Raw genomic sequence first — 26,350 nt, 5'->3', positions numbered from 1 at the left:
GGCGTCCCGCTGCGAGCGGGGCACCCATGCGCTTTCGCGCGCACAGCGCGTGGCTCAAGATGTGGGCATGAAGAGTGACTTGTTCTCCAGCGACCACATGGCCCAGCCGGCCCACGCGCCCGGCATGACCCTTCAGAGCGCCAAGTCCATCAAGTACGCGGTCAGCGGCGAGATGCACGCCCGGCAGGGCGCGATGATCGCCTACCGGGGCGACCTCCAGTTCGAGCGCAAGAGCCAGGGCGTCGGCGGCATGCTGAAGCGGGCGGTGACCGGCGAGGGGCTGCCGCTGATGGCGGTGCGCGGCCAGGGCGAGGCGTGGTTCGCGCACGAGGCGCAGAACTGCTTCATCGTCGACATCGAGCCCGGTGACGTCCTCACCGTCAACGGCCGCAACGTCCTCTGTTTCGACGCGACCCTCTCGTACGAGATCAAGACGGTGAAGGGCGCGGGCATGACCGGCGGCGGCCTGTTCAACAGCGTCTTCACCGGCGCGGGCCGCCTCGGGCTCGTGTGCGAGGGAACGCCCCTGGTGATTCCCGTCTCGCCGCAGCAGCCCGTGTACGTCGACACGGACGCGGTGGTCGGCTGGACCGCCCAGCTCTCCACCTCCCTGCACCGCTCGCAGTCCATCGGCTCGATGATCCGCGGCGGCTCCGGCGAGGCCGTGCAGCTGAAGCTGGAGGGCGAGGGGTACGTCATCGTGCGGCCGAGCGAGGCCACGCCGCAGAAGCCGCAGCAGCACTGAACCCTCGCGGGGCGGCGCCGGGACCACCGGCGAGCGTGGCTCGACCTGCGGCAAGTACCTTTCGTCTCATGGTTCTTGACCAAGGCAACCGGAGTCTGCGGCTGCGTCCGCCGCGCCACCCCCTGGACCGCCGCGCCGTCGCCTGGTGGCGTACACAGCTGCTGCTGACGGTGGCCGCGCCCGTCGCCGTCCTCGGCCTGCTCGGCGCGCTCATCGCGCCCGCCCGCTTCTGGCTGCTGCTGCCCGCCGCGGTCATCGCGGTGCCGGGGGTGCTCGTCGGCGTGCTGCTGCCGCTGTGGTGGTACAAGGTCCACCGCTGGGAGGTCACCGACGACGCGGTGTACGTGCGGACGGGGTTCTTCTGGATGGAGGGACGGATCGCGCCGATGTCGCGGCTCCAGACCGTCGACACGATGCGCGGGCCCGTCCAGCGGATCTTCGGGCTGACCACCGTGACCGTGACGACGGCGTCCGCCCGGGGCGCCCTGAAGGTCAAGGGGCTCGACCACGAGACGGCCGCCGAACTCGCCGAGCGGCTTGCGCTCGTCACCCAGGCGACGCCGGGGGACGCCACGTGAGCGGCCTCGCGGCGACGAAGTCGGAGGCCGGACAGGACGCCGAGCAGGACACGGACTGGCAGCGGCTCGACCGGCGTTCGCTGCTCCTCACCGTCCAGATGACGGGCGGCGTCGTGACCGCCATCGGCGTGCCGGTCACCCTCAGCTTCCAGGGGTGGGTGGCCATGGGGCCGGTCATCGCCTGGGCGGTGGGCATCAGCCTGTTCGTCATCGGCGGCGGCGTCGGCATCGACGCGCTGCGGCTGCGCCACAGCCGGTACCGCGTCGGGCCCGAGCGGGCCGAGCTGCGCAGCGGCATCCTCTTCGTCAAGCACCGCTCCCTGAGCCGCGAGCGCATACGCTCCGTCGACCTGGTCGCCCACCCGCTGCTGCGCCTCCTCGGCCTGGTGGAGGTCCGCATAGGCACCGGCGAGCAGAGCGCGGGCCAGGAGGCCACGCTCGAACTGCGGCCCGTGCGCAGGGCGGAGGGCGAGCGGCTGCGGCGCGAGCTGCTCAACCGGGCGGCGGCGGGCGGCGCGTCCGACGTGGAGGGCACGATCGCCTCCCTCGACCCGCGCTGGATCCGGTACGCCCCGCTGTCCTTCGTGACCTCCGCGCTCGCCGCCGCGGCGGGCGGCGCGGTGATGCAGGTCAGCGAGTGGTTCGGGGTGCAGGAGGACGTCATCGAGTGGGTGGGCGACGTGTTCCGCGGGATGTCCGTGACCGGCATGGTGCTCGCGCTGATCGCGCTCGGGCTCGCCGTCGGGTCGGTGGGCGCGCTCGGGCTGTGGGTCGAGATGTGGTGGAACTACCGCCTGGAGCGGGAGCCCGGCGGGACGCTGCGGGTGCGGCGCGGTCTGTTCACGACCCGCTCGGTCTCCCTGGAGGAGGCGCGGCTGCGCGGTGTCGACGTGGTGGAGCCGCTGGGCCTGCGGCTGTCGGGGGCGGCACGCGTGGACGCGGTCGCCACGGGTCTGTCGCGGCGCGACGAGGAGGACCAGGCGGGGCCGAGCACGCTGCTGCCCGCGGCGCCCCGGCGGCTCGCCGACGGAGTCGCGGCGCAGGTGCTGCGGGAGCCGGTGACGCCCACGGCGACGGAGCTCGCGCCGCACCCCCGGGTGGCGCGGGCCCGCCGGATCCGGTGGGCGGTGTCGGCGGCGCTGGCGCCCGCGCTGGTCCTGCTGCTGCTCGGGGCGCTGCTCGGCGTGCGGGTGCTCACGTATCTGGGGGTGGGCACCGCGGTGGTGCTCGTGCCGGTCGCGGTGGCGCTCGCCCGCGACGCGTACCGCAGCCTGGGGCACGCGCTCGACGGCGACTATCTCGTCGTGCGGTCCGGGACCCTGCGCCGCTCCACGGTGGCGCTGCGGCGCGGCGGGGTCATCGGGTGGACCGTCAAGCAGTCCGTGCTGCAGCGCCGCGCGGGCCTGGTGACGCTGAGCGCGACGACGGCCGCGGGCGCGCAGGCGTACGCGGCGTACGACGTGGGGGAAGCGGAGGGTCTCGCCTTCGCGGAGCGAGCGGTACCGGGACTGCTCGCTCCGTTTTTGGAGGGGCGGAATCCCTAGCGGGCGTCGGCCGTCTTCTCGTACCCGACGAGACGCACGCACACGGTGAGGCCCTTGATCGCCTCGTCGAGCTCCGCGAGGCCGGGGTAGCTCGGCGCCACGCGGATGACCGCGTCGCGCGGGTCGTCGCCGTGCGGGTGCGTCGCGCCGGCCGGGGTCAGCACGATGCCCGCCTCGGCGGCGCGGCGCACGACGTCCTTGGCGCAGCCGTCCGGGACGGTGAGGGTCACGAAGTAGCCGCCCTTGGGCGAGGTCCAGGTCGCGAGGCCGGTGCCGCCGAGCTCCTCGTCCAGGATCCGGGCGACCGTCTCGAACTTGGGCTGCAGCAGGGCGCGCTGGCGCTCCATGTGGGCGCGTACGCCGTCCGCGTCCTTCAGGAACATGACGTGCCGCAGCTGGTTGACCTTGTCGGGGCCGATCGACCGCTTCTGGTTGTTGGCGAGCAGCCACTGCACGTTGGCGGGCGAGGAGCCGAAGAAGGCGACGCCCGCGCCCGCGGAGGTGATCTTCGAGGTGGAGCCGAAGACGAACGCGCGGTCCTCGTGGCCCGCGGCGGCGCAGGCGGCGAGCAGGTCCGCGATCTCGGCGGGCTCGTCGGTGAGGTGGTGGGCCGCGTACGCGTTGTCCCAGAAGATGCGGAAGTCGGGGGCGGCGGTGGGCATCGCGGCGAGGCGCGCCACGGTCTCGTCGCTGTAGACGACGCCGTCGGGGTTGCTGTACTTCGGCACGCACCAGATGCCCTTGACCGCCGGGTCCTCGGCGACGAGCCGCTCGACCTCGTCCATGTCGGGCCCCTCGGCCGTCATGGCCACGGGGATCATGTCGATGCCGAACCGCTCGCAGAGGCCGAAGTGCCGGTCGTAGCCGGGCACGGGACACAGGAACGCGATGCGCTCCTGGTCCACCCAGCGCGACTCGGCGCCGGGCAGCACGCCGAGGAGGGCGTGCACGATGCAGTCGTGCATCAGCTCCAGGCTGGAGTTGCCGAGCGCGAGCAGCTGGCCGGCGGGCACCTGGAGCAGCTCGGCGAAGATCTCCCGGAGCTCGGGCAGGCCCTGGAGTCCGCCGTAGTTGCGGACGTCGGTGCCGCCGGCCGCGGTGTACCGGGTGCCGGGCAGGCTCAGCAGCTCCTCGGCGAGGTCGAGCTGCTCGGGCGCGGGCTTGCCCCGGGTCAGGTCGAGGGAGAGCCCGCGTCCCACGAGGGCGTCGTAGTCCTTCCGGGCCTGCTCCAGCAGGCCGTCGAGGGCCGGGGCGTCGGGGCTCAGCTCGGTGGTCATGGTGGTGCCTCTCGCAGGTGCCGCTTCGGCGGGCGTCGTGGACTTCGGTGGTGGAGCGTGCCGAGGATACGTACCGGCGCGACACCACGCCGCGCACGACCGCACCGCGAGACCGCGGCTCCGCTGCGCTGCTACCCACGGGCCGGGTTCGGACGCCGTGCGTGCGGCGTGATCAGGAGCACACGGGACGGGATCGAGGCGACCGCCGCAGTCGCCGAGCCCGCCTCGCGTCATCGTCGGTCACATCATCCGACCTTTCCTCGACGGAAACCCCTCTCCCCGCCGCTGCGACGCCTCGTATGCCCGCCCCCGTCGACCGAGTTGGCCTCCTCGCACCCCATCCGGCCCAGTACTGCTGGGACGCCGTGCCGGAGACCTTGACCGGCCCTCCCGCCCCTCTTATCGTCGCCACGCCACCCATGACGTAGGACGTGGGACCTCTTAGGTAGGCAAGGGAGAAACAGTGACCGATCTGCCCTCTCTGACCATGTGCCGTGCCGTCCCGCCGGACCGCCGGTCCTTCCTCAAGTACACGGGTGCGCTGGGCGCGGCCGCCGCTGTGGGCACCACGCTCTCCGCCTGCTCGTCGGGGCCCGAGTCCACCAACGAGACCGGGGGCGGCGGGCAGGGCGGGAGTGCGACGCTCATGGCCGTCATCGGGTACGGGAACGACGGGAGCTGGGATCCGACCCAGACCGCGTCCGCCTTCGCGATGGCCGGGAACGAGCACATCTACGAGGGGCTCCTCGGGACCGATCCGATCAGCCGTGAGCCGTACGCCGCGCTCGCCACCGAGCTCCCGAACGACCTGAAGGCGACGACGTGGAAGTTCACGCTGCGCCCGGGCGCCAAGTGGCACGACGGCAAGCCCGTCACCGCCGACGACGTCGTGTTCGTCTTCGAACGGATCCTCGACCCCAAGACGCAGACCCTCGCCAAGGGGTTCTTCGAGGGGTGGCTCAAGGAGGTCAGGAAGGTCGACGCGACGTCCGTCGAGCTGATCCTCCAGTTCCCGTTCCCCGACGGTGCCGCCCGCCTCTCCCTCGCCAAGATCATGCCGAAGCACGTCTTCTCGAAGCCCGGCGCGTGGGACGAGGCGACGAAGGGGAAGGCCGTCGGCTCGGGGCCGTACAGGATGGCCTCGCACCACCCGAAGTCGAACACGACCTTCGAGGCCTTCGGCGACTACAACGGACCGCGCAAGGCCGCGTTCAAGAAGATGAACTGGCTGACCATCGTCGACGCCGCACCCCGCGTCGCGAAGATCTCCGGCAGCAGCGCCGAGGCGGAGATCGCCGACAACATCCCGTACGCCAACATCGGGCAGCTGAAGAAGAGCGGGATGACCGTCGAGGGCGGGGCCGGGATGAACAACTTGTTCCTGCTCTTCAACACCGCCCACAAGCCGTTCGACGACGTCCGCGTCCGGCAGGCCCTGCACTACGCCATAGACCGCGAGAAGATGATCCAGGCCGCCCTCAAGGGGCACGGCAGGGCGGCGACCTCGTTCCTCAACGAGTCCAACCCCGCCTACCGGCCCGCCAAGACGGTGTACGGGTACGACCTGGACAAGGCGAAGAAGCTGCTCAAAGCCGCCGGCGTCGGCAAGCTGAGCATCAACCTCATGGCCGTCAACGTGAGCTGGATCGTCGACTGCCTGCCCACCATCCAGGACGGCTGGGAGAAGCTCGGCGTCGACGTCACCCTCGACCCGCAGGAGACCACCGCCGTCTTCACCAAACTGGACCAGAAGAAGGACTTCCAGGTCGTCGCGGCCGCCTCCAACCCCAACCAGTTCGGGCTCGACGCCGACCTGATCATGCACTACAACTACGGCCCCGAGAACATCTGGATGGGCTACGCGCGCTGGGCCGACAACGCTGTCGCGAAGAAGCTCTTCAAGGACATGGACCAGGCCACCCGCGAACCCGAGGCGTCGAGGAAGCGGGCCATGATCCAGGACTACATCGACACCGTGGCGCAGCAGGCCGTGCTCTATCCCGTCGTGCACAACGAACTCATGACGGCCTGGGACCCGAAGAAGATCACCGGCGTCAAGGCCCAGCCGTATCCGGGCATCAACCTCCTCCAGGCCAAGTGGGTATGACGGAAAGCCAGTTCAGGAGTCGTACGCCGTGACCGCTGTCCTCAGAATCCTGGCCCGCCGCGTCGCCCTGCTCGTGCCGCTGCTGCTCGGCATCGTGCTCTTCGTCTTCCTCGTGATGCGCTTCTCCGACGTCGACCCGGCGTCCGCGTTCTTCCAGGGCGCCAACCCGACCCCCGAGCAGCTCCAGCGGTTCCGGGAGGAGAACGGGCTCCTCGACCCGCTGCCCGTCCGCTACGTCGTCTTCGTGGGCGACCTGCTCCAGGGCGACATGGGCATCAGCGTCCTCAACCGCTCCCCCGTCGTCGACCAGATCGCCACCGCGCTCCCGCTCACCATGCAGCTCACCTTCCTGGGCCTCGGCATCGCGGTGGTGCTCTCCCTCTCCCTCGGCATCACCGCCGCGATCTACCGTGACCGGCTGCCCGACCAGCTGATCCGCGTGGTCTCCCTGACCGGCGTCGCGGCGCCCGGCTTCTGGCTGGCGCTGCTGATGATCCAGTACCTGGCCGTCGACCTCGGCTGGTTCCCGACCGGCGGCTACATCAACCCCGCCGACTCCTTCACCGGCTGGCTCAGGACCATGACGCTGCCCGCCCTCGCGCTCTCGCTGCCCGTGGCGGCGGGCCTCACCCGCATCATCCGCACCGCCGTCGTCGAGGAGCTCGACAAGGACTACGTACGGACGGCCATCGGCAACGGTCTGCCCCCGGTGGTCGTCGTCGGCCGCAACGTCCTGCGCAACGCCCTCATCAACCCCCTCACCGTGCTCGGCCTGCGCGTCGGCTATCTGCTCGGCGGCGCGGTCGTCATCGAGACGATCTTCTCGCTGCCCGGCATGGGGAAGCTGATGATCGACGCCGTGAAGAACGGCGACCCGGCCGTGGTGCAGGGCGTCGTCATCACCACCGCCGTCGGCTTCGTGGTCGTGAACCTCGTCATCGACGTCCTCTACCTGCTGGTCAACCCACGCCTGAGGGGGACGAGTTGACGTACACCCCGCCCGGAACCCGCAGGGCGCTCGCCGAGCGGCTCGCCGTGCCCGGCATCCGGCTCCGCTCCCTGCGCAAGCTCCCCGTCCTGTCCCGCGTCGCGGTCGGCGTCGTCGCACTCGTCGTCTTCGTGGCGCTCTTCGCCCCGCTGCTCGCCCCGCACGACCCGCTCGACCAGCAGCCCCAGGCCGGCGGCACCGGCGCGCCCTCCGCCGAGCACTGGATGGGCCAGGACAGCCTGGGCCGGGACATCCTCAGCCGGCTGATGTACGGGGCGCGCTGGTCGCTCGCCATCGGGCTCGGCGCGACCCTGCTCGCGCTCGTCGCGGGCGCGGTCATCGGTGCGGTCGCCGCGACCTCCCGCAAGGCCGTCGACGAGACGCTGATGCGCTGCCTGGACGTCGTCATGGCGTTCCCCGGGATCGCCCTGGCCGCCGTGCTCGTCGCGGTGTTCGGCGGCGGCATCGCCGTCCTGATCTGCGCCATCGCCTTCCTGTTCACCCCGCCGATCGCCCGTGTCGTACGGGCCAACGTCCTCGACCAGTACGGCGAGGACTACGTCGTCGCCGAACGCATCATCGGCGCCCGCACCCCGCACATCATCGTCCGCCACGTCGCCGTCAACTGCGCCGCGCCCATCCTGGTCTTCTGCACCGTGCAGGTCGCCGAGGCCATCGTCTTCGAGGCGTCGCTCTCCTTCATCGGCGCGGGCGTGCGGCCGCCCGACCCGTCCTGGGGCAGCGTCATCGCGGACGGCAAGAACATGGTCCTCATCGGCGGCTGGTGGGCGACGGTCTTCCCCGGCCTCCTCATGCTGATCACCGTCCTCGCCCTGAACGTCCTCTCCGAAGGCGTGTCGGACGCGTGGGCGGCGCCCTCCACCCGCGACGTCACCGGCACGGACCGCGCCCAGGACCGCCTGGAGGCACCGGAGCCCGGCAGCGGCCGCGTCCTCGAACTGCCCGGCCTGACCCGGGCGGCCCACCGCCTCCGCTCCCGCGCCCGCCCCCTCCCCACCGGCACTCCGGTGCTTGCGGTCACCGGCCTCACGATCTCTTTCCCGCAGCGTCACGGGGGCGTCGACATCGTCGACGGGATCAGCTTCGACGTACGCCCCGGCGAAGTCCTCGGCCTGGTCGGCGAGTCGGGCTGCGGCAAGTCGCTGACCGCGCTCACGGTGATGGGCCTGGAGCCGAAGGGCGCCCGGGTCGGCGGCCGCGTCACCTTCGACGGACAGGACCTGACCGCCCTGCCGACGCGCGCTCGACGCCGCCTGCTCGGCCACGACATGGCGATGATCTACCAGGACGCCCTGTCCTCCCTGAACCCGGCGATGACGGTCCGCTCCCAACTCAAACAGGTCGTACGCCGAGGCGGCCGCCGCACGGCCCCGGAACTCCTCGAACTGGTCGGCCTGGACCCCGACCGCACCCTGCGCAGCTACCCGCACGAACTCTCCGGCGGCCAGCGCCAGCGCGTCCTGATCGCCATGGCCCTCTCCCGCGACCCGAAGCTGATCGTCGCCGACGAGCCCACCACGGCCCTGGACGTCACCGTGCAGGCGCAGATCATCCAGCTCCTGCTCCGCCTCCGCGAGGAACTCGGCTTCGCCCTGATCCTCGTCTCCCACGACCTCGCGCTCGTCGCCGACGTCACCGACCGGGTGGTGGTGATGTACGGCGGGCAGATCGTCGAGACGGGCGTGACGGCGGACCTCGTGGAGTCCCCCGAGCACCACTACACACGGGGCCTGCTCGGCTCGGTCCTCTCCCTGGAGTCGGCGGCGCAACGCCTCACGCAGATCAAGGGCGTGGTCCCGTCCCCGGCGGACTTCCCGCCGGGCTGCAGATTCGCGGACCGCTGCCCCCTGGCGAACGAGGTATGCCGCGAAACGCCTCCCCGGCTGGCGGGTACGCCAACACACTCCACGGCCTGCCACCACCCGGCGGACGAGGCATCGCGAACCACCGCGGGGGGCCTGTCAGACGCGCCTCCAGGAGGCTTTTCAGAGGCGCCTCCGGAGGGCCGCTCAGACGCGCCTCCGGGGGGCCTTTCAGGGGCGCGGGGAACTGCGCGACCAGCCACAACGGACCGGGAGCCGACATGACCACCCCCAACGGCTCCGGCGACTCCGGCAGCGCAGGCTCCCCAGGGGCGCGGGGAACTGCGCGACCAGCCACCACCCACCGGGAGCCGACATGACCACCCCCATCATCGAGTTGGACAACGTGCACGTAGTGCACAAGGCCCGCTCCGGAGGGCTGATCTCCCGGGACCACGTGTACGCCCTGACAGAAGCAACAGTGGCCCTCGCCCCCGGCGAGACCGTAGGCATCGTCGGCGAATCCGGCTGCGGCAAGTCGACCCTGGCCAAAGTCCTCGTCGGCGCCCAGCGCCCCACGAGCGGCACCGTGTCGTTCCGGGGCCGCGACCTGTGGACGATGCCGCCGGCGGAACGCCGTACCTCCATCGGCACCCGTACCGGAATGATCTTCCAGGACCCGTCGACCGCCCTGAACCGCCGCCTCCCGGTGAGCCGCATCCTTCGGGACCCCATGGACGTGCACAAACGAGGCACCCCGAGGGAACGGGACGAGCGCGTACGGGAGTTGATGTCCCTGGTGGGCCTGCCGAAGAGCCTCGCCGAAGGCCTCCCGGGCCAGCTGTCCGGCGGGCAGCGCCAGCGCGTCGCCATCGCCCGCGCCCTAGCCCTCGAACCCGACCTCGTGGTCGCCGACGAGCCGACGAGCGCCCTCGACGTGTCCGTACGCGCCCAGATCCTCAACCTGCTCCTCGACCTGAAGGAGCGCCTGGGACTCGCGCTCGTCTTCGTGTCCCACGACATCCAGACCGTGCGCAGGATGAGCGACCGCGTCGTCACGATGTACCTGGGCCGGATCGTCGAGGAGTCGCCGGCCGGGGCGAGCCTGACCCGCGCCCGGCACCCGTACACGCGCGCCCTGTTCTCCGCCACGCCCGGGCTGCTCGACCCCATCGACCCGATCCCGCTCGTCGGTCCCGTGCCCTCGGCGACCCGGCCGCCGAGCGGCTGCCCGTTCCGCACCCGCTGCTGGAAGGCGGACGAGGTGTGCGCCACCGCCATGCCGGAGAGCCGGCCCGCGGGTGACGGACACCGGTTCCGCTGTTTCCATCCCGTGGCCGAGGGGGAATCGACCCACGACCTCGTCACGCAGGCCGCCGCCACGGCCGGAGCCACGGACAGCGCCACCGTCCTCCACAGCGCCACCCCCAGGGAGCATCCATGACCATGCCCGCCCCGCTGACCGGTGTCGTCCCGCCCGTCTGCACGCCCCTGACACCGGACCGCGAGGTGGACGTCCCCTCCCTCACACGGCTCGTCGACCACCTCGTCGCGGCCGGCGTCGACGGACTCTTCGTCCTCGGCTCGACCTCCGAGGTCGCGTACCTGACGGATCGGCAGCGCACCCTCGTCGTCGAGACCGTCGTCCGCCACGCGGGCGGGCGGCTCCCGGTCCTGGCCGGGGCCATCGACATGACCACGCCCCGCGTCCTCGACCGCGCGCGGGCCGCCACCGAGGCGGGCGCGGACGCGGTCGTGGTCACCGCGCCCTTCTACACGCGGACCCATCCGGCCGAGATCGCCCGGCACTTCCGGCTGGTCGCGGAGGGCTGCGGGGCGCCCGTCGTGGCGTACGACATTCCGATGGCGGTGCACACGAAGCTGCCCGCGGAGCTGGTCCTGGAGCTGGCCGGGGACGGTGTGCTCGCGGGCCTGAAGGACTCCAGCGGCGACGAGGGCGCGTTCCGGCGCGTGGTCCTCGGCAAGCGGGCGGAGCCGGGGCTCGCGGGGTTCGGTGTCCTGACGGGGTCGGAGCTCACGGTCGACTCGGCGCTCGCGATGGGCGCGGACGGCGTCGTGCCGGGGCTCGGGAACGTCGACCCGGAGGGGTACGTGCGGCTCCACCGGGCCTGCCGGGAGGGTGACTGGGCGCGGGCGCGGGCCGAACAGGAGCGTCTGTGCGGGCTGTTCGGGATGGTGTCGGTGGGCGATCCGGCGCGGATGGGCGGCAGTTCCGCGGCGCTCGGCGCGTTCAAGGCGGCGCTGCACCTGCGCGGGGTCATCGACTGCCCGGCCACGGCGGAGCCACAGATCCCGTTGTCGGCGGCGGAGACGGAGCGGGTGGGCAAGCACCTGGCGACGGCGGGACTGCTGTGAGACGCCGCCGGATGCACTGAGGCCTACTTGAGGGACGTGTCCCCGAGCGCCTCCAGCACCTGCCGAAGCCCCTGCGCGCCCTGCTCGACCAGTTCGCGGTCCACCTCGTCGAGCACGCGCGCGTAGTTCGCGAGGTGGTCGGCGAAGGCGGCGCGGGTGACCTCGTGGCCGCGCTCGGTGAGGCGGATCTTGACGGTGCGGCGGTCCTCCCCGTCGCGTACCCGCACGACCAGGCCCTTGGCCTCCATCTTGTCGATGCGGTTGGTGATGGTGCCGGAGGACACCATGGAAGCCTTGAGGAAGGTGCCGGCGGTGAGGGCGTAGGGCGGACCCGAACGCTGCAGCGTGGTCAGGACGTCGAACTCGCCGACGTCCAGGCCGTGTTGCGCGGCCGTGGCCTTGACCGTCCTGTCGACCAGCAGACCCAGGCGCTGGATGCGCCCGAAGAGTTCGACCGGCCAGAGGGCCTCCGCCAGGTCGGGGCGCTCCGCGACCCACTGGTCGATGACCGCGTCCACGACGTCGCTCATGGCCGCCACTCCTCTCGGTACGGACTGTCTCGCCGGCAACCCTATCAGCGCTGACTCTCTCATTCTTGGGTCTCTTAGTTTCGAGATACTTGTTTCTAAGAGTGTCATCTGCTTCTATCTCACTATCGAGATTGTCGAGGTTGTTGAGACCTCCCCCCGACAGGAGCACCCGTGTCCGAGCTGACCCTGCACCCCACCGCCCAGGACCTCCTCTTCCGCGAGGCCCGCACCGCCAACACGTTCACCGCGGAGCCGGTCGCCGAGGCACAGATCCAGGCGGTTTACGACCTGGTCAAGTACGCGCCGACCGCCTACAACCAGTCGCCGTTGCGGATCGTCCTCGTCCGGTCGGCCGAGGGCCGCGAGCGGCTCGGGGAACTCATGGACGAGGGCAACCGGGCCAAGACCCTGACCGCCCCGCTCGTCGCGATACTCGCCGCGGACAACGAGTTCCACGAGGAACTCCCGGCACTGCTCCCGCACTTCCCGCAGGCCGCGGACCTCTTCTTCGCCGACCGCCCGGTCCGCGAGGAGTCGGCGCACCTCAACGCGACGCTCCAGGCGGCGTACTTCATCCTCGGCGTGCGCGCGGCAGGCCTCGCGGCCGGGCCGATGACCGGGTTCGACTTCCCCGGCGTGCAGAAGGAGTTCCTCGACGACGACCACACGCCGCTGATGGTCGTGAACATCGGCCGCCCCGGACCCGACGCCTGGTACCCGCGCTCGCCGCGCCTCACCTACGACCAGGTCGTCACCACCGTCTGACCCGCACCGGTCAGCGCCGCCCCACTCCTCCCCGCCCCTGCCACCTCCCGGAGCCGCCGGCATGTCCTCCTCCACCGCGACCACCCGCACCCACACCCTCGCCCGCCCCACCGCCGGCCCCGCCCCGCGTCAAGTCCCGGCCCTCTGGCTGGCGTTGCTCGCCGCACCGGTCGCCGCCGGTGCCAACAGCGCCGTGCTGATCCTTCCCGACATGGCGGCATCACTCGGCGTCGGCGCGGCCGACGCCACCTGGCTCGTCACCGTCTTCGCCTGGGCCATGGCCGTCGGCACCCCGCTCATGGCGGGCCTGCTGCGCCGCAGGGGCCTCGGCGCCGCCCTCAAGCTGAGCGCCGCGCTGATCGTGGCCGGTACGGCGGTGCTCGCCGCCGCACCCTGGCTGCCGCTGGCCATGGCGGGCCGGGCGGCGCAGGCCGCGGGCGGTGCGGGCCTGGTCACCGCGGCGATGAGCCTGGCGGGTTCGGTCCGCAGGATGGGCGTGATCACCGCGGGCTTCGGCACGGTCGGCGCGGTCGGACCGCTGCTCGGCTCGACGGTCGCGGGCGCGGCGTCCTGGCGGGTGGCCCTGTCCGCCGGCGCGGTCGCCCTCCTCGCGCTGCCCGCGGTCATGCGCCGCGCCGACCTGTCGGCACCGCCCCGCTCCACCCCCTTCGACGGCCGGGGCGCCGTCCTGCTCGTCCTGACGGCGACGTCCCTGGTGCTCGTCCCGCGCCACCCGCTGCCCGCGGTGGCCGCCGCGCTGGTGTCGGCCGTGCTCCTGGCCCTGCACGTCCGCGCACGCCCCACCGGTTTCGTGCCCGCCGCGCTCCTGCGCTCCCGCGTGTTCGTCCCGTCGGCGGCGCTGGCCTGCACCCTCGCGACCTCGTACTTCGCGCTGCTCTTCACCGTCCCGCAGCTGCTGCGCGACCGCACCGACTGGTCGTCGTCCACGATCGGCACCTACCAGCTGGTCGCCCTCCTCGTGGGGTCGGCGCTGTCCATGGCGCTGGCCGCGGCCGCGGGCCGGATGACCCGCCCGCGCGTCCTGACGATCCTGCTCGCCTTCGGCGCGGCCGCACCGCTCACCGCGGTGTTCACCCCCTGGGCGCCGCTGCTCCTGCTCGTCGCGACCCTGGCCGTCTTCACCACCAGCGCCGGCCAGGCGACGCTCGCGGTGTACGCGACGGCGGCCACCCCGACCGCGCAACGCCCCACCGCCATCGGCCTGTTCAGCCTCTGCTACCAGCTGGGCGGCGCCTTCGGCCCGGCCGTCGCCGCGGCGATCGCCCTGAGCTGACGATCAGGACCGCCACCGCTCAGGGCGAGACCACGGATCCCGGCGCGACCAGGCCCGACTCGTACGCGATGATGACGAGTTGGGCCCTGTCGCGTGCGCCCAGCTTCCCCATGATGCGGCTGACGTGCGTCTTCGCCGTCAGTGGACTGAGGCCCAGCGTGTCGGCGATCTCCTGGTTGTTCAGGCCGCGCGCGACGAGCCGCAGCACCTGCCGCTCCCGCTCCGAGAGCCCCTCGGGCCCGCCCTCGACCGGCACCCCCGCGTCCGGCGCCCGCAGCACCCGGGCGATCAGCCGGGCCGTCGGCCCCGGCGACAGGAGGGAGTCGCCCGCCGCCACCGTGCGGATGGCCTCCAGGAGTTCGGCGGGCTTGGTGTCCTTGACCAGGAAGCCGGACGCGCCCGCGCGCAGCGCGTCGACGACGTGCTCGTCGGTGTCGTACGTGGTCAGCATCAGGACCTTCACGCCCGCCAGGTCCTCGTCGGCGGCGAGCAGCCGCGTCGCCTCGATGCCGTCGAGGTCGGGCATGCGGATGTCCATGACGACGAGGTCGGCGCGTTCGGAGCGGGCCAGGTCGACCGCCGCGCGCCCCGTGCCCGCCTGCCCCACGACCTCCATGTCGGGCGCCGAGTCGACGAGCATCGCGAACGCGGCCCGCACCAGCGTCTGATCGTCGGCGAGCAGCACGCGGACCGGCACCGTCACGACAGACCTCCCAGGGAAACGGGGGCGAGCGGCAGCACCGCGGACACCAGGAATCCCCCTTCGGGCCGCGGCCCCGCGTCCAGGGTGCCACCGACCGTACGGGCCCGCTCCCGCATTCCGAGAAGCCCGAACCCCGGCGCGTGACCGTCCCCTTGGGCACGTCCACCGCTTCCGTCGTCCGCGACCCGCACGCACAGCGCCGTGTCCTCCGTGCGCACCGACACCCGCACGGTGATGCCGGGCCCCGCGTGCCGTACGACGTTGGTGAGCGCCTCCTGCACGATGCGGTAGGCCGCGGCGCCCACGGCCGCCGGAGCCGGACACTCCGCCACCGCGAGCTCGACGCGGGCGCCCGCGGTGCGGGCCGCGTCGGCGAGGTCGGAGAGGCTGTCGAGGCCGGGCAGCGGCCCGCGCGCCTCGACCGCATCCGCCCCGTCCTCGTCGTCGGTGCCGGAGCGCAACACCTGGAGCGTGGCCCGGAGTTCACCGCGTGCGGAGCGGCAGGTCTCGGCGACGTCGTCGAGCGCCTTCGCCACCGCGGCACGGTCGAGCCGGTCCGGGTCGGCGGCCAGGACGTGCGCGGCGACGGACGTCTGGACGCCGACGAGGGTGATGCTGTGCGCGAGCAGGTCGTGCAGGTCGCGGGCGACGCGCAGCCGTTCCTCGGCGACCCGGCGGCGCGCCTCCTCCTCGCGGGTTCGTTCGGCGCGTTCGGCGCGCTCCACCACGGAGGCGACGTACTGCCGGTGCATGCGCACGTACAAGCCGAGCAGCAGGAACGCGACGATCCAGCCGGAGATGCGCAGCGACTGGGCGCCCTCGGCCAGTCCTTCGTGGAACTTCACGCTCAGCATGACGCCCATGACGCCGACGCCGATGAGGAGCGTGGTGCGGGGCCGGGTGCGGGAGGCCACGGTGAACAGCGCGACCATCGACACGGCCATGGGCGCGGTGTGGTTGTTGCCCAGCGAGTGGTAGGTCAGCAGGATGGCCATCAGGGTGACCATGACGCGTACGGGGGCGCGGCGCCGCCAAACGACGACGACGTGGGCGGCGAGCAGCAGCGCCCAGCCGAGCAGGTCGGGCGTCTGTCCGTTGTCCCGTACGACCCGCACGATCACGACGGCGCTGGCGGCCATGACGAGGGCGAACAGGGGGTCCGTGCACAGCCGTTCGCCGGGGGCGGGCGAGCCGAGTAACCGCTCGACGAGGTTGTGGCGGACGGGGCCGCACCGCGCGCCGGGACCGGTCTCGAAGAATTCCACCGCTCCATCTTCCGGCACGCGGGCGCCCCTGTGGGAGGGGTTCGGCACACGGGCGCCCCTCCGGCAGAGGAGGGACGCCCGAACCGGCCGGCTCAAGGCGAGGGAACCCGGACGGGCTCGGCCTCGTGGGTCGGCGGCGGAACCGCGGCGGCGGGCCGGGACAGCGGTCCCGGCCACCACACCTTCCTGCCGAGCGCGACACTCGCGCTCGTCACGAGGTACGTGCGGACCAGGAACGTGTCGAGCAGCACGCCGACGGCGATGACGAGTCCCAGCTCGACGAGGCTGACCAGCGGCATGCTGGTGAGCACGGCGAACGTGGCGGCGAGGACGAGGCCCGCGGAGGCGATGACACCGCCGGTGGTGCGCAGCGCGGTGAGCGCGGCCTCGCCCGGTTCGGCGCCGTTCAGGCACTCCTCCCGCATCCGGTGCATCAGGAAGATGCCGTAGTCCACGCCGAGTGCGACGAGGAAGACGAAGGAGAGCAGCCCGAGGCCCGGGTCGGTGCCGTCGAACCCGAAGAGCGGCCCGAAGACCAGCCCCGCGATGCCGAGCGACGCGCCCCACACCGCGACGACCGCGGCGAGCAGCAGCAGCGGCGCGACGATGCTGCGCAGCAGGGCCACGAGGACGAGCAGGACAGCGCCGAGGACGAGCGGCACGACGATGTTCTGGTCGCGGGCGTTGGTGTCCTTCAGGTCGAGTTGCTGGGCGCTGGAACCGCCCACGTACGAGCCGTCGAGCCCGTCCCGCAGCGCTTCGATGGTCGCGGTCTCACCCTTGGACTCGGGTGCGGACGTGGCGGTGACGGTGATCTCGGTCCAGCCCTCGGCGGTCCGTCCGCGCTCCGCGCGGCCCACGCCCTCGGTGTCGCGGATGCGCGTCAGGGAGTCGTCGGCCCGCCCGGTCGGTGTCATCACGGTGATGGGCTGGGTGTTCAGCGCGGGGTAGGCGGCGGCGAGGGTCTCCATGGCGGACACGGACTCGGGGGTCTTGGTGAAGGAGTCCTCCTGCTTGAGCGCGCCGGGCAGGTTGAACGCGCCGAGGGCGAGCGCGCCGAGCAGCACGGCGCCGCTCGCGAGCACGGTGAGCGGCCTGCGCCCCGCGGAGTCGCCCATCGCGGAGAAGAGGCTGCGGCGCTGCTTGGGTGTGCTGCCGAAGGCGGGCACGAGCGGCCAGAACACGCGTCGGCCGAGCAGGACGAGCACGGCGGGCAGCAGCGTCAGCATGGTGACGAGCGCGCACAGCACGCCGACGGTGCCGAGCGGCCCCATGCCGCGGCTGCTGTTGAGGTCGGCCGCGAGGAGGCAGAGCAGTCCCGCGGCGACGGTGCCGGAGGAGGCGAGCACGGCGGGCCCGCAGCCGCGCAGGGCGGCGATCATCGCGTCGTAGGGATGCTCGATCCTGCGCAGTTCCTCCCGGTAGCGGGAGACGAGCAGCAGCGCGTAGTCGGTGCCCGCGCCGAACACGAGGATGGTCATGATGCCCGAGCTCTGCCCGGTGACCGACGTCCCGAAGGCCTCGTACAGGCCGTACGCGACGCCCATCGCGAAGTAGTCGGCGACGCCCGCGACGGCGAGCGGCACGAGCCACAGGAAGGGGCTGCGGTAGATGACGATGAGGAGCAGCGCGACGACGCCCGCGGTGGTGTAGAGCAGGGGTCCGCCGAGCGAGTTGTAGACCTCGCTCGCGTCGGTGTCGAGGGCCCCCGCGCCACCGACGTCGACGCTCAGCCCGTTCTCGCCGTGCGTGGTGTCCCGCACGTCGTTGACCAGCGCGTCCCGCTTGTCCTCGTCCTTGCCGGGCTCGGTGCTCGCGATGGGGTACATGAGGGTGGCGCCGTCCTTGGACGGTACGGCCTCCGGCTTGCCGACGAGCTTGTGGGCGCCGGCGATCTCCGCGACCTGGTCCGCGGCCGCCTTCCGGTCGGCGGCGGTGAGCCCGCCGTCCCGGTGGTAGACGAGCACGAGCTCGGTGGCCTCGCCGCCGGGCAACTTGTCCTGCAGCTCGGCGACTTCGGTGGAGGACGCACTGGCCGGAAGGTAGTCGACGGCCCGGTCCGTCTGGACGCCGGAAAGCTTCGACGCGAACGGCGAGGCGACCGCGAGGACGACGATCCACAGCCCCAGGAACACCCAGGGCACGGCGCGCCGCCGCCGCGCCGGTGCGGCCTCGTTCTGAATGGCCCCCATGACGGGCCCCTTTCCACAGTGGTGACAGGTTCACGCCCTACCCTCCCGTCGGCCGGTTGAATTTCCCTCGGGCCGTGGGGCGAGACGGGGGTTACACCGCGGGGAGGCGGCGGGCCGGCACTACTCCCCGCGGAGTACGCGCAGCGCCTCCCGGGGGCGACTCCAGTTCCCGGCACCGAGACAGAGAAGGACATACCGCCGCCCGACGGTCCGAACCTGGAGGCTGTCGGCACCGAAGATACGGACGGCATCGTGGAGGAGGGTGCCGTAGCGGTCGGCGGCGCGGCGGGGGTGGAGGGACCACAGCAGGGCGTACGCGTGACTGGTGCGGGCCAGCCAGGTCCAGGCGTGGTCGGGTCCGTGCAGGCGCTCGTGGTCGGCGACGAGGGCGGCGAGCTCCGCGACGGCGGTACGGCCGCGACCGGTGCGGCGGGCCAGCCGGCCGAGCCCCAGCCGGGTCTCGAGGGTCCACCGGTGCTCGGGCCCGTGGATCCGCTCGTAGTCGGCGGCGAGTTCCCGCATGACTGCCAGGGCCTCGCGCCAGCGTCCCGAACAGCGCAGAGCGCTGGTCGCCCACCAGCTGCGTTGGGCGAGCGTCCACGGATGATCGGGGCCGAACTCCTCGGTGAGGTCGTGGAGCAGGCGCCGTTGCAGGGCGACGTTCTTCCACACCCGGCCGACGGCTACGTAGGCGGCGCCGAGGTTGCGGCGGGCCGTGACGGCCTCGTCGCTCAGGGGGCCCGAGCGGCGTTCGTGCGCGGCGAGGACCCGTTTGCGGACGGTGAGCGCTTTGAGGCGGCGCTGACGTCTGCGGAGGGGGTAAGCCGTCCTGCTGAGCGCGTTGACCGTGTAGGGGTGGTCGGGGCCGAGGACACGCAGGTAGGACGCGTACAGCTCGGTCGCGACCCGTCTCGCTTCACGCCACTTCTTCCTCCCGGACAGGGCCGACGCGTACTCGCCCCGGACGGCGAGCGTCACCAGATGGTCGACGCCGTACACGCGGACACTTTCGGCGAGGGCATCCTCCGCCAACTCCACCTGCTCCTGGTAGCGCCACAGCGTTCCGTGGGCCCACGCCAGGCTGCGGCGCGCCGTGAGTGTGTCGCCGTGATCGGAGCCGCGCAGTCGGATCATGTCGTCCAGCACCTGTCGACGCAGCGCCAGGGCCTCCTCGTACCGACCGCACTGCCCGTAGGAAACGGCGAGAGCGGCGCGCGAGCGCACCACCTCCACGTGGTCCTCCCCGTACAGCCGGGCCAGCTCGGTGACGTTCTCCTCCTGCAACGCGCAGATCTCGGTCCAGCGGCCCAGGCCGCCCAGGGCGCGGGCGAGATGGGCGCGCACCCGCAGAGCCTGCGGATGGCCGGCGCCGAGGGCCTGCGTGGTGTCCAGCAGCGATCGCCTCAGCAGCGTGACGGCCTCCTCGCCCCGCCCCTCCTCGACGAGCACCATGGCGAGATCGAGACGGATGGCCAGAACGCGGCGGTGAGTGGGACCGAAGACGGCCTCCGCGTCGGCGAGCACCTCCCGCGCCGTGGTGACCGCCTCCGCGGTGCGCCCCACCGAGGCGCACCCGTCGACGTACTGGGCCCGTGCTTCGAGGGTGTCCGGGTGGTCCGGCCCCAACAGGCTTGTGTAGTCGGCGAGTACGTCGCGGTGGACCTGATACGACTCGCTCTCGTGCAGTCCCTTGCCCAGGGCACGCGCCAGGTTCAGCCGCGCGGAGAGGACGCCGCGGTGGTCCGGACCGTGCAGTTCGGTCAGGTCGGCCACGATCCGCCGGTGCAGGCCGATCGACTCCTCGTCGTGGTCCATCCGCAGCAGACAGAGCGCGACGGTGTCCCTGATGTCCGCGGTGTCCTCGGAGAGGTCGCCGAAGACCCGGACGGCGTCGGCCTCGGCCCGCCGGGCCTCCGTCAGGGCCTCGTCGTACCGCTCCGCGGAGAGGCAGTTCAGGGCGAGGGCGTGCCGGCTGTGGATGGTCTCGGGGGCGTCCTCCCCGTCCGTCTGCACACGCTCCGCGAGGAACTCCCGGAGCAGCGCCACACCTTCCTCCGCCCGGCCCGCCGATCCATAGGCGTCCGCGAGCGTCCGCCAGGGCCAAAGCTCCCGGGCACTGTCGGCGGCGGCTCCCGGCGAGGCGTCGGCGCGCACCCCTTCCGTGAGCTCGGAGCGCATGCGTTCGGAGAGGGCGACTGCCTCGGCGAGGCGGCCGGCGGCAGCGTAGGAGCGCGCGAGGCGGCCGCGGGCGGAGAGGGTGACGGCGTGCTGGGGACCGAACAGCCGCTCGGCGTCGCGCACCACGGTCTCGTACAGGGTCACCGCGGGCTCGAACCTGCCCGCTGCCTGGCAGGCGTCGGCCAGGTCCTGACGGGCCAGGCACACCTCGCGCTCGTCGGGATCCGCCGCGGCCTCCAGCAGCTCCAGGCACCTGCGCCGGACCGTGACGGCCTCCGCGACGCGACCCGCTCGCGCGCAGACGTCCCCCAGAGATTCCAGGGCGGACGCGGTGACCGACCCGGCGGCGTCCGGGGCCGCGTCGCAGACGGCCACGACCTCCCTGGCCACGCTCAGCGCCCGCGTCAGGTCGCCCACCTCGACGAGGTGCTCCTCGGCCACCCAGCTCCGCAGGTCGATCAACGGCTCCATGGCGGCCGCGCCCCGGCCCTCCACCTCGGGCCGCAGCGCGCTCCACAGCGCCTCGATCTGGTCGGCGAGCTGTCGCCCACGCTCGCGCAGCCGCCATGCGTGCGCGGACGGCACCAGCTGTCCGTCGAGGTACCCGACGACCAGGTCGGCCGCCCGGTCCAACGTCCCTTCCTGCCGCGCCCGCTCCCGCAGCACCCGCTGCACGAGCCGGTGCACGGCGACCGCGTCGCCGCCGACCCGCGTGATGACCGACGCGTCGACGAGCGCACCGAGCACGTCGTCGACCGCCCCTGCTTCCTGGCTCCCCACCGCCCCGGCGAGCAGCTCACGCGGCACCCCGTCGGGCGACAGCACGGACAGGGTGTCCAGCAGCACCCGGACGAGCCCACCACCGCACCGCCCCTCCACCTCCTCCACCGCCAGCAGAACCGCCTCCCCCACCCGATGCGGATACCGGTCCCCCGGCGCCCTGGCCAGCACCTCCCGCACGGGATACGTCCGCAGCCGCTCCAGGTACCCCCGGTATCCGACGCCCCGCCCCCGGATCACCTCCGCCGCCTGCGCGAGGGCCAGCGGCAAGTAGCCCAGCTCGGAGGCGAGTTCCGCGGCCCCGTCCGGGGCCCCGCACTGCGACCGTTCGCGCAGGAAGTCCAGCGCCTCCTCCTCCGTGAACACGTCCACGTCGACCAGCGCGCCGGCGATGTTCCCGAAGGACCGCACCGTTGTCGTCACGACGACCTGCGCCCGCCCCGCGACGGGGAGCCACGCGGCGACCTCGTCCGGGTCCGTCGCGTTGTCGACGACGATCAGGCACGGCAGCTCGGGGTGGGAGCCGATCCAGCCGAGGGCGGCGCGGGCCGCCGTGGCCACGTCGTCGCCGGGGGCGCGCACGCCGAGCCGGTCGGCGAGTTCGGCGAGGCCCGAGGCGAGGCGGCCGCCGCTCTCCGCCGCGATCCACGCGACGACGGGCCAGCCCTCCACGATGCGGCGCCGCGCATAGGCCGCGGCGAGCTGCGTCTTGCCGACCCCGCGCGCGCCGGTGACGGCGTGCACGACGGTGAGGCCGGGTGCGTCCGCCGCCTGTTCGAGGCCCGCGAGGAGGTCTTCGCGGGGCTGGAAGCCACGGGGTCGGAGAGGGAGTTCACCCATGCGGACGAGTACGCGGGCAGGGTCGGGGATGGAGTCACGGACGGGAGCAGAATCCGACGGACCCGGACCCGGACCCGGACCCGGACCCGCAGCCGGAGCCGCAGCGCGCGCGTCGACCACCGCCCGCCCCACCCACGCCGCCCCCGCCGTCCCCCCGAGCGTCGCCACGACGGTCGCTGCCGCGACCCCGACGGCGATCCGGCCCTCCTCCGCGGAGGGCAGCAGCGGCACGCGGATCGCGTAGAACAGGACGAACACCCCGGCGAACGCCAGGGTGTTCAAGAGGATCACGGCCGCCCAGCGGACCCCGTCCTTGCGCACGCGGGCCGGGTTCGGCTCAGGACGGTGTCCGGGCCGTCGCGAGGAGGCGTGTCACGTCCTCCGAACAGATCGTCAGGGCGCAGCCCGCCGTGCTGAGCACATCGCGTTCGGCGGGGGTGTAGGGACCGTCGGCGAGGGCGATGCGTGCGCCCTGGAGGAGGAGCGCGTCGCGGCCCGCGGGGGCGAGGTGCGGGGCCAGCGGGCCGAGGGCCTCGTGGAGTTCGATGGCGAGGCCGGGGGCGCAGTCGGGTTCGGCAGCGCGCCCGGCGTCCGTGGCGAGCGCGTCGACGAGGGCGACGAGGCGGTCCTCCGTACAGTCCTCGTGGCCCGCGCCCTGCAGCGCGCAGACGGCGGTTTCGAGGACGGGGCGCGAGCCCGTGCCGCCCGTGGAGAGGACGGCGAGGACGATCGTGTGGACGGCGTCGCGGAGCATCGCGGAGAGCCGGGTGGTGGTGGGGTGGTCCAGGACGTCAGGGTCGAACAGGTCCTGGCAGGCGGCGCACTGGATGACGGGGCCGCGGGTGCCGCGCGGCAGGACGGGCACGCCGAGCAGGACGAAGCGGCGCCGGCCGGTGAGGCGCTGGTAGTTGCGGTCACCGCCGCACGCCGGGCAGAAGAACTCGCCGTCACCGACGGCGTCCCAGGCCGTGTTCATGCCGACCACGCGCCTGCACAGCGCCCGCCCGCGGGAGACCGGCTTGGCGGGGATGCGGGAATTCCGGCCGTTTCGTCCCCGATCTGGCAGCATCACGCACCTCCGTAACTCCCCGGCTGCATTGCCGTGTTGGCGTGATGTTAGCCACATCGATGATGTGGCGTCAGCACCTCGTACAGGAGAGCGAGCCCGACATGGCCGGGAGATGACGCGGCCCCGCCCGCCGGAAGGGCGGACGGGGCCGGGCGCGGAAGGGCGGCGGACTAGCGCGCCGCGCGGTTGACGGCGGACACGACGGCCTTCAGGGAGGCGCGCGTCGTGTTCGCGTCGATGCCGATGCCCCACAGCACCTTGTCGCCGATCGCGCACTCGATGTACGAGGCGGCCTGCGCGGACGCGCCCTCGCTCATCGTGTGCTCCTGGTAGTCCAGCAGGCGTACGTCGATGCCGATGCCCTGCAGCGCGTCGAAGAACGCGGAGATCGGGCCGTTGCCCGTGCCGGTCAGGACGGTGTCTGCGCCGTCCAGCGTGGCCTCGACGGTGAGGCGGTCGACGCCGTCGGTGTCGGTCGTCGTCTGGCCGTTCTTGACCTGAATCCGACCCCAGGGGTTCGCGGGGTTCGGCAGGTACTCGTCCTGGAAGACGCTCCAGATCGCGCCGGGCGTGACCTCGCCGCCCTCGGCGTCGGTCTTCGTCTGGATGATCCTGGAGAACTCGATCTGCATGCGGCGGGGCAGGTCCAGCTTGTGGTCGTTCTTCAGGACGTACGCGATGCCGCCCTTGCCGGACTGCGAGTTGACGCGGATGACGGCCTCGTAGGACCGGCCGACGTCCTTGGGGTCGATGGGCAGGTACGGCACGGCCCACTCGACGTCGTCGACGGTCTTGCCCGCGGCGGCGGCCCGGGACTCCAGCGCGTCGAAGCCCTTCTTGATGGCGTCCTGGTGGGAGCCGGAGAAGGCGGTGTAGACCAGGTCGCCCGCGTACGGGTGGCGGGGGTGGACCTCCATCTGCGTGCAGTACTCGTACACGCGGCGGACCTCGTCGATGTCGGACAGGTCGACCTGCGGGTCGACGCCCTGCGAGAAGAGGTTCATGCCCAGCGTCACCAGGTCGACGTTGCCGGTGCGCTCGCCCTGGCCGAACAGGCACCCCTCGACGCGGTCGCCGCCGGCCATGACGGCCAGCTCGGCGGCGGCGACGGCGGTGCCGCGGTCGTTGTGCGGGTGGATGGAGAGGCAGACGAACTCGCGCCGCGACAGGTTGCGGGACATCCACTCGAAGCGGTCCGCGTGGGTGGAGGGCGTGGAGCGCTCGACCGTGGCGGGCAGGTTGAGGATGATCTCGCGGTCGGCGTCGGGCTGCCAGACGTCCATGACGCCCTCGCAGACCTCCAGCGCGAAGTCCAGCTCGGTGTCGGTGAAGATCTCGGGGCTGTACTGGTAGCCGAAGGTCGTGCGGTCGTCGAGCAGCTTGTCGGCGTACTCCATGACCAGGCGCGTGCCGTCGACGGCGATCTGCTTCACGGCGTCGCGCGAGCCGCGGAAGACCACATCGCGCCACACGGGAGCGGTCGCGTTGTACAGGTGGACGGTCGCGCGCCGGGCGCCCTTCAGTGACTCCACCGTGCGCTCGATGAGCTCTTCGCGCGCCTGCGTCAGGACGGAGATCGTCACGTCCTCGGGGATCGCGTCCTCGTCCTCGATGATCGACCGTACGAAATCGAAGTCCGTCTGGCCCGATGAGGGGAAGCCGACCTCGATCTCCTTGTAGCCCATGCGGACCAGCAGGTCGAACATGGCGCGCTTGCGGGCCGGCGACATCGGGTCGATCAGCGCCTGGTTGCCGTCGCGCAGGTCGGTGGAGAGCCAGCGGGGAGCGACCGTGATCCGGTTGTCGGGCCAGGTGCGGTCGGGGATGTCGACCTGCTCGTACTGCCCGTACTTGTGGATCGGCATGGCAGTGGGGCGCTGGAAGTTCGGCATGTGCGGGGCTCCTCGGAAGTGTCCTGAAGGACGGCCGACGGTCTTAGCGCAACGCCGAACTCCGCGGGGAGGGGGTCGGCCTCGACTACAGGCCCTCGCCGCGGCAGCTAAGGAGAAGCAGCCCGAATCGCATGATGTGCCGCAGCCTAGCCGAGCCGCACTCGATCGCGCGGGCCCGTATCAGTATGCGGGACCGTGGCCGGATAAACCCCTAGTGGTGATCAATCCCTCTATTTCAGCAATCATGGTGGCAGGTAGTGACAGCGGCATGACCCAGTGCCACATTGCCGCCATGACCGTCAACCCACGAGCCTTCGAGCCCGTCTTCTGCACCATCGTGCCGCCCCACGTCCTGGACACGCTCGCCCAGAGCCAGGACCCCGCGCTCGCCGCGCCCGCCCGCCGAACGCTTGAGCGGGACTCCATCGAGCGCACGCACCGCCGCCTGACGACCGTCATCGGCGCGCCCAGCGCCGCCCCGCCCAAGGAAGCCGCGGCGGGCAAGCCGCACCGCACGATCTACGACGCCAAGCACCGCACGGAGCTCCCTGGCCGCAAGGTGCGCGGCGAGGGCGACAAGCCCGGCAAGGACGCCACCGTCAACCGCGCGTACGCGGGCCTCGGCGCGACCTTCGAGCTCTACCAGAAGTCGTACAACCGCAACTCCATCGACGACAGCGGCCTGCCGCTGAACGCGACGGTCCACTACGGCGAGGAGTACGGAAACGCCTTCTGGAACGGCGAGCAGATGGTGTTCGGCGACGGCGACAACGAGATCTTCCTGGACTTCACCATCCCCGTGGACGTCATCGGCCACGAGCTCACCCACGGCGTGGTGCAGTACACGGCGAACCTCACGTACTTCGGCCAGCCAGGCGCCCTGAACGAGTCGATGGCGGACGTCTTCGGCTCGATGATCAAGCAGTACACGCTCGGCCAGACCGCCCAGGAGGCCGACTGGCTGATCGGTGCGGGCCTGCTCGCCCCGCGCGTCACCGGCAAGGCGCTGCGCTCCATGAAGGAGCCCGGCACGGCGTACGACGACGACGTGCTCGGCAAGGACCCGCAGCCCGCCGACATGGACCACTACGTGCGCACGGGCCGCGACAACGGCGGCGTGCACATCAACTCCGGCATCCCGAACCGCGCGTTCTACCTGGTCGCCGACGCCCTCGGCGGTCACTCGTGGGAGCGGGCGGGACAGATCTGGTACGCGGTCCTGACCGGTGGCGAGCTGGCGCAGGACGCCTCCTTCACCGACTTCGCGAAGCTGACGGTGGCCGCCGCGCGCACGAAGTACGGCGACGGGGACGAGCTCAAGGCCGTCATCGACGCGTGGTCCACGGTCAAGGTCCCCGCGACCGACTGATGACGTGCTACCGGCCGCCCGCCCGGTGGAGTAGA

General features: G+C 72.2%; 19 protein-coding genes. 11 read left to right on the top strand and 8 right to left on the bottom strand.

What is annotated here, in order from left to right:
* The first annotated feature begins 67 nt into the window (after positions 1 to 67).
* The 3 genes from DEJ48_RS26475 (at position 68) to DEJ48_RS26465 (ending at position 2,867) form a co-directional block, all read left to right on the top strand.
* Entirely contained in the window at positions 68 to 745 is a 678-nt protein-coding gene (locus DEJ48_RS26475) for an AIM24 family protein (protein WP_150218741.1), read from the top strand.
* A 68-nt stretch (positions 746 to 813) separates the two neighbouring features.
* A complete protein-coding gene (locus DEJ48_RS26470) occupies positions 814 to 1,323 on the top strand; it encodes a PH domain-containing protein (protein WP_150218740.1) in 510 nt (169 codons plus the stop codon).
* The gene (locus DEJ48_RS26465; RefSeq protein WP_223832209.1) at positions 1,320 to 2,867 is read left to right on the top strand and encodes a PH domain-containing protein; all 1,548 of its coding nucleotides are present in this window, start codon (positions 1,320 to 1,322) and stop codon (positions 2,865 to 2,867) included. Before DEJ48_RS26470 ends, DEJ48_RS26465 begins: the two co-directional genes overlap by 4 nt.
* On the opposite strand, the gene DEJ48_RS26460 is transcribed toward DEJ48_RS26465, so the two are convergent.
* Positions 2,864 to 4,144, bottom strand: coding sequence for an aminotransferase class I/II-fold pyridoxal phosphate-dependent enzyme (locus DEJ48_RS26460; RefSeq protein WP_150218739.1), 1,281 nt, complete (start codon positions 4,142 to 4,144; stop codon positions 2,864 to 2,866). The two genes, DEJ48_RS26465 and DEJ48_RS26460, sit on opposite strands and share 4 nt — an antisense overlap.
* 487 nt (positions 4,145 to 4,631) lie before the next feature.
* On the opposite strand from DEJ48_RS26460, the gene DEJ48_RS26455 reads away from it, so the two are divergent.
* From DEJ48_RS26455 to DEJ48_RS26435, 5 genes are all read left to right on the top strand, one after another.
* Positions 4,632 to 6,251: an ABC transporter substrate-binding protein gene (locus DEJ48_RS26455; RefSeq protein ID WP_150221411.1), complete on the top strand. Its 1,620-nt coding sequence runs from the start codon at positions 4,632 to 4,634 to the stop codon at positions 6,249 to 6,251.
* A gap of 28 nt (positions 6,252 to 6,279) precedes the next feature.
* A complete protein-coding gene (locus tag DEJ48_RS26450; protein ID WP_150218738.1) occupies positions 6,280 to 7,239 on the top strand; it encodes an ABC transporter permease in 960 nt (319 codons plus the stop codon).
* The gene (locus DEJ48_RS26445; protein ID WP_150218737.1) at positions 7,236 to 9,347 is read left to right on the top strand and encodes a dipeptide/oligopeptide/nickel ABC transporter permease/ATP-binding protein; all 2,112 of its coding nucleotides are present in this window, start codon (positions 7,236 to 7,238) and stop codon (positions 9,345 to 9,347) included. The genes DEJ48_RS26450 and DEJ48_RS26445 overlap by 4 nt, the downstream gene beginning before the upstream one ends.
* A gap of 91 nt (positions 9,348 to 9,438) precedes the next feature.
* Positions 9,439 to 10,506 carry an ABC transporter ATP-binding protein gene (locus DEJ48_RS26440; RefSeq protein WP_150218736.1) on the top strand — a complete coding sequence of 356 codons (1,068 nt, stop codon included), beginning with the start codon at positions 9,439 to 9,441 and terminating at the stop codon, positions 10,504 to 10,506.
* Positions 10,503 to 11,438, top strand: a complete 936-nt coding sequence (locus DEJ48_RS26435; protein WP_150218735.1) for a dihydrodipicolinate synthase family protein — start codon at positions 10,503 to 10,505, stop codon at positions 11,436 to 11,438. The genes DEJ48_RS26440 and DEJ48_RS26435 overlap by 4 nt, the downstream gene beginning before the upstream one ends.
* 23 nt (positions 11,439 to 11,461) lie before the next feature.
* Here DEJ48_RS26435 and DEJ48_RS26430 read toward each other — a convergent pair whose 3' ends face one another.
* A complete protein-coding gene (locus DEJ48_RS26430) occupies positions 11,462 to 11,968 on the bottom strand; it encodes a MarR family winged helix-turn-helix transcriptional regulator (protein ID WP_150218734.1) in 507 nt (168 codons plus the stop codon).
* 180 nt (positions 11,969 to 12,148) lie between these two features.
* Here DEJ48_RS26430 and DEJ48_RS26425 point away from each other — a divergent pair, with 180 nt between their 5' ends.
* Together DEJ48_RS26425 and DEJ48_RS26420 are read left to right on the top strand one after the other, a co-directional pair.
* On the top strand, positions 12,149 to 12,733 hold the full coding sequence (locus DEJ48_RS26425; RefSeq protein WP_150221410.1) for a malonic semialdehyde reductase: 585 nt from the start codon (positions 12,149 to 12,151) through the stop codon (positions 12,731 to 12,733).
* A gap of 61 nt (positions 12,734 to 12,794) precedes the next feature.
* Positions 12,795 to 14,027, top strand: a complete 1,233-nt coding sequence (locus tag DEJ48_RS26420; protein ID WP_150218733.1) for an MFS transporter — start codon at positions 12,795 to 12,797, stop codon at positions 14,025 to 14,027.
* Positions 14,028 to 14,046: 19 nt separating this feature from the next.
* Here DEJ48_RS26420 and DEJ48_RS26415 read toward each other — a convergent pair whose 3' ends face one another.
* From DEJ48_RS26415 to leuA, 6 genes are all read right to left on the bottom strand, one after another.
* Entirely contained in the window at positions 14,047 to 14,724 is a 678-nt protein-coding gene (locus DEJ48_RS26415) for a response regulator (protein WP_190538056.1), read from the bottom strand.
* 2 nt (positions 14,725 to 14,726) lie between these two features.
* On the bottom strand, positions 14,727 to 16,013 hold the full coding sequence (locus DEJ48_RS26410) for a sensor histidine kinase (RefSeq protein ID WP_411757484.1): 1,287 nt from the start codon (positions 16,011 to 16,013) through the stop codon (positions 14,727 to 14,729).
* A gap of 74 nt (positions 16,014 to 16,087) precedes the next feature.
* The gene (locus DEJ48_RS26405; protein WP_150218731.1) at positions 16,088 to 18,187 is read right to left on the bottom strand and encodes an MMPL family transporter; all 2,100 of its coding nucleotides are present in this window, start codon (positions 18,185 to 18,187) and stop codon (positions 16,088 to 16,090) included.
* 120 nt (positions 18,188 to 18,307) lie between these two features.
* Entirely contained in the window at positions 18,308 to 22,306 is a 3,999-nt protein-coding gene (locus DEJ48_RS40805) for a tetratricopeptide repeat protein (RefSeq protein ID WP_150218730.1), read from the bottom strand.
* Positions 22,307 to 22,322: 16 nt separating this feature from the next.
* On the bottom strand, positions 22,323 to 23,054 hold the full coding sequence (locus DEJ48_RS26395; RefSeq protein ID WP_150218729.1) for a TerB family tellurite resistance protein: 732 nt from the start codon (positions 23,052 to 23,054) through the stop codon (positions 22,323 to 22,325).
* Between the two features lie 170 nt (positions 23,055 to 23,224).
* Positions 23,225 to 24,946: a 2-isopropylmalate synthase gene (gene leuA / locus DEJ48_RS26390; protein WP_150218728.1), complete on the bottom strand. Its 1,722-nt coding sequence runs from the start codon at positions 24,944 to 24,946 to the stop codon at positions 23,225 to 23,227.
* Positions 24,947 to 25,238: 292 nt separating this feature from the next.
* On the opposite strand from leuA, the gene DEJ48_RS26385 reads away from it, so the two are divergent.
* A complete protein-coding gene (locus DEJ48_RS26385) occupies positions 25,239 to 26,315 on the top strand; it encodes a M4 family metallopeptidase (RefSeq protein WP_150218727.1) in 1,077 nt (358 codons plus the stop codon).
* Positions 26,316 to 26,350 lie beyond the last annotated feature (35 nt).

It is taken from the genome of Streptomyces venezuelae (genome assembly GCF_008642315.1).
GTDB classification, from domain to species: Bacteria; Actinomycetota; Actinomycetes; order Streptomycetales; family Streptomycetaceae; genus Streptomyces; species Streptomyces venezuelae_D.
Note: the sequence above shows the minus strand (reverse complement) of the source record. Positions and strands in the feature narration are given on the sequence as shown.

Coding starts and splice junctions, on each gene's coding strand:
- DEJ48_RS26430 (WP_150218734.1), bottom strand. CDS start 11,968: ATGAGCGACGTCGTGGACGCGGTCATCGACCAGTGGGTCGCGGAGCGC.
- DEJ48_RS26420 (WP_150218733.1), top strand. CDS start 12,795: ATGTCCTCCTCCACCGCGACCACCCGCACCCACACCCTCGCCCGCCCC.
- leuA (WP_150218728.1), bottom strand. CDS start 24,946: ATGCCGAACTTCCAGCGCCCCACTGCCATGCCGATCCACAAGTACGGG.
- DEJ48_RS26460 (WP_150218739.1), bottom strand. CDS start 4,144: ATGACCACCGAGCTGAGCCCCGACGCCCCGGCCCTCGACGGCCTGCTG.
- DEJ48_RS26405 (WP_150218731.1), bottom strand. CDS start 18,187: ATGGGGGCCATTCAGAACGAGGCCGCACCGGCGCGGCGGCGGCGCGCC.
- DEJ48_RS26470 (WP_150218740.1), top strand. CDS start 814: ATGGTTCTTGACCAAGGCAACCGGAGTCTGCGGCTGCGTCCGCCGCGC.
- DEJ48_RS26395 (WP_150218729.1), bottom strand. CDS start 23,054: ATGCTGCCAGATCGGGGACGAAACGGCCGGAATTCCCGCATCCCCGCC.
- DEJ48_RS26385 (WP_150218727.1), top strand. CDS start 25,239: ATGACCGTCAACCCACGAGCCTTCGAGCCCGTCTTCTGCACCATCGTG.
- DEJ48_RS26475 (WP_150218741.1), top strand. CDS start 68: ATGAAGAGTGACTTGTTCTCCAGCGACCACATGGCCCAGCCGGCCCAC.
- DEJ48_RS26435 (WP_150218735.1), top strand. CDS start 10,503: ATGACCATGCCCGCCCCGCTGACCGGTGTCGTCCCGCCCGTCTGCACG.
- DEJ48_RS26455 (WP_150221411.1), top strand. CDS start 4,632: ATGTGCCGTGCCGTCCCGCCGGACCGCCGGTCCTTCCTCAAGTACACG.
- DEJ48_RS26440 (WP_150218736.1), top strand. CDS start 9,439: ATGACCACCCCCATCATCGAGTTGGACAACGTGCACGTAGTGCACAAG.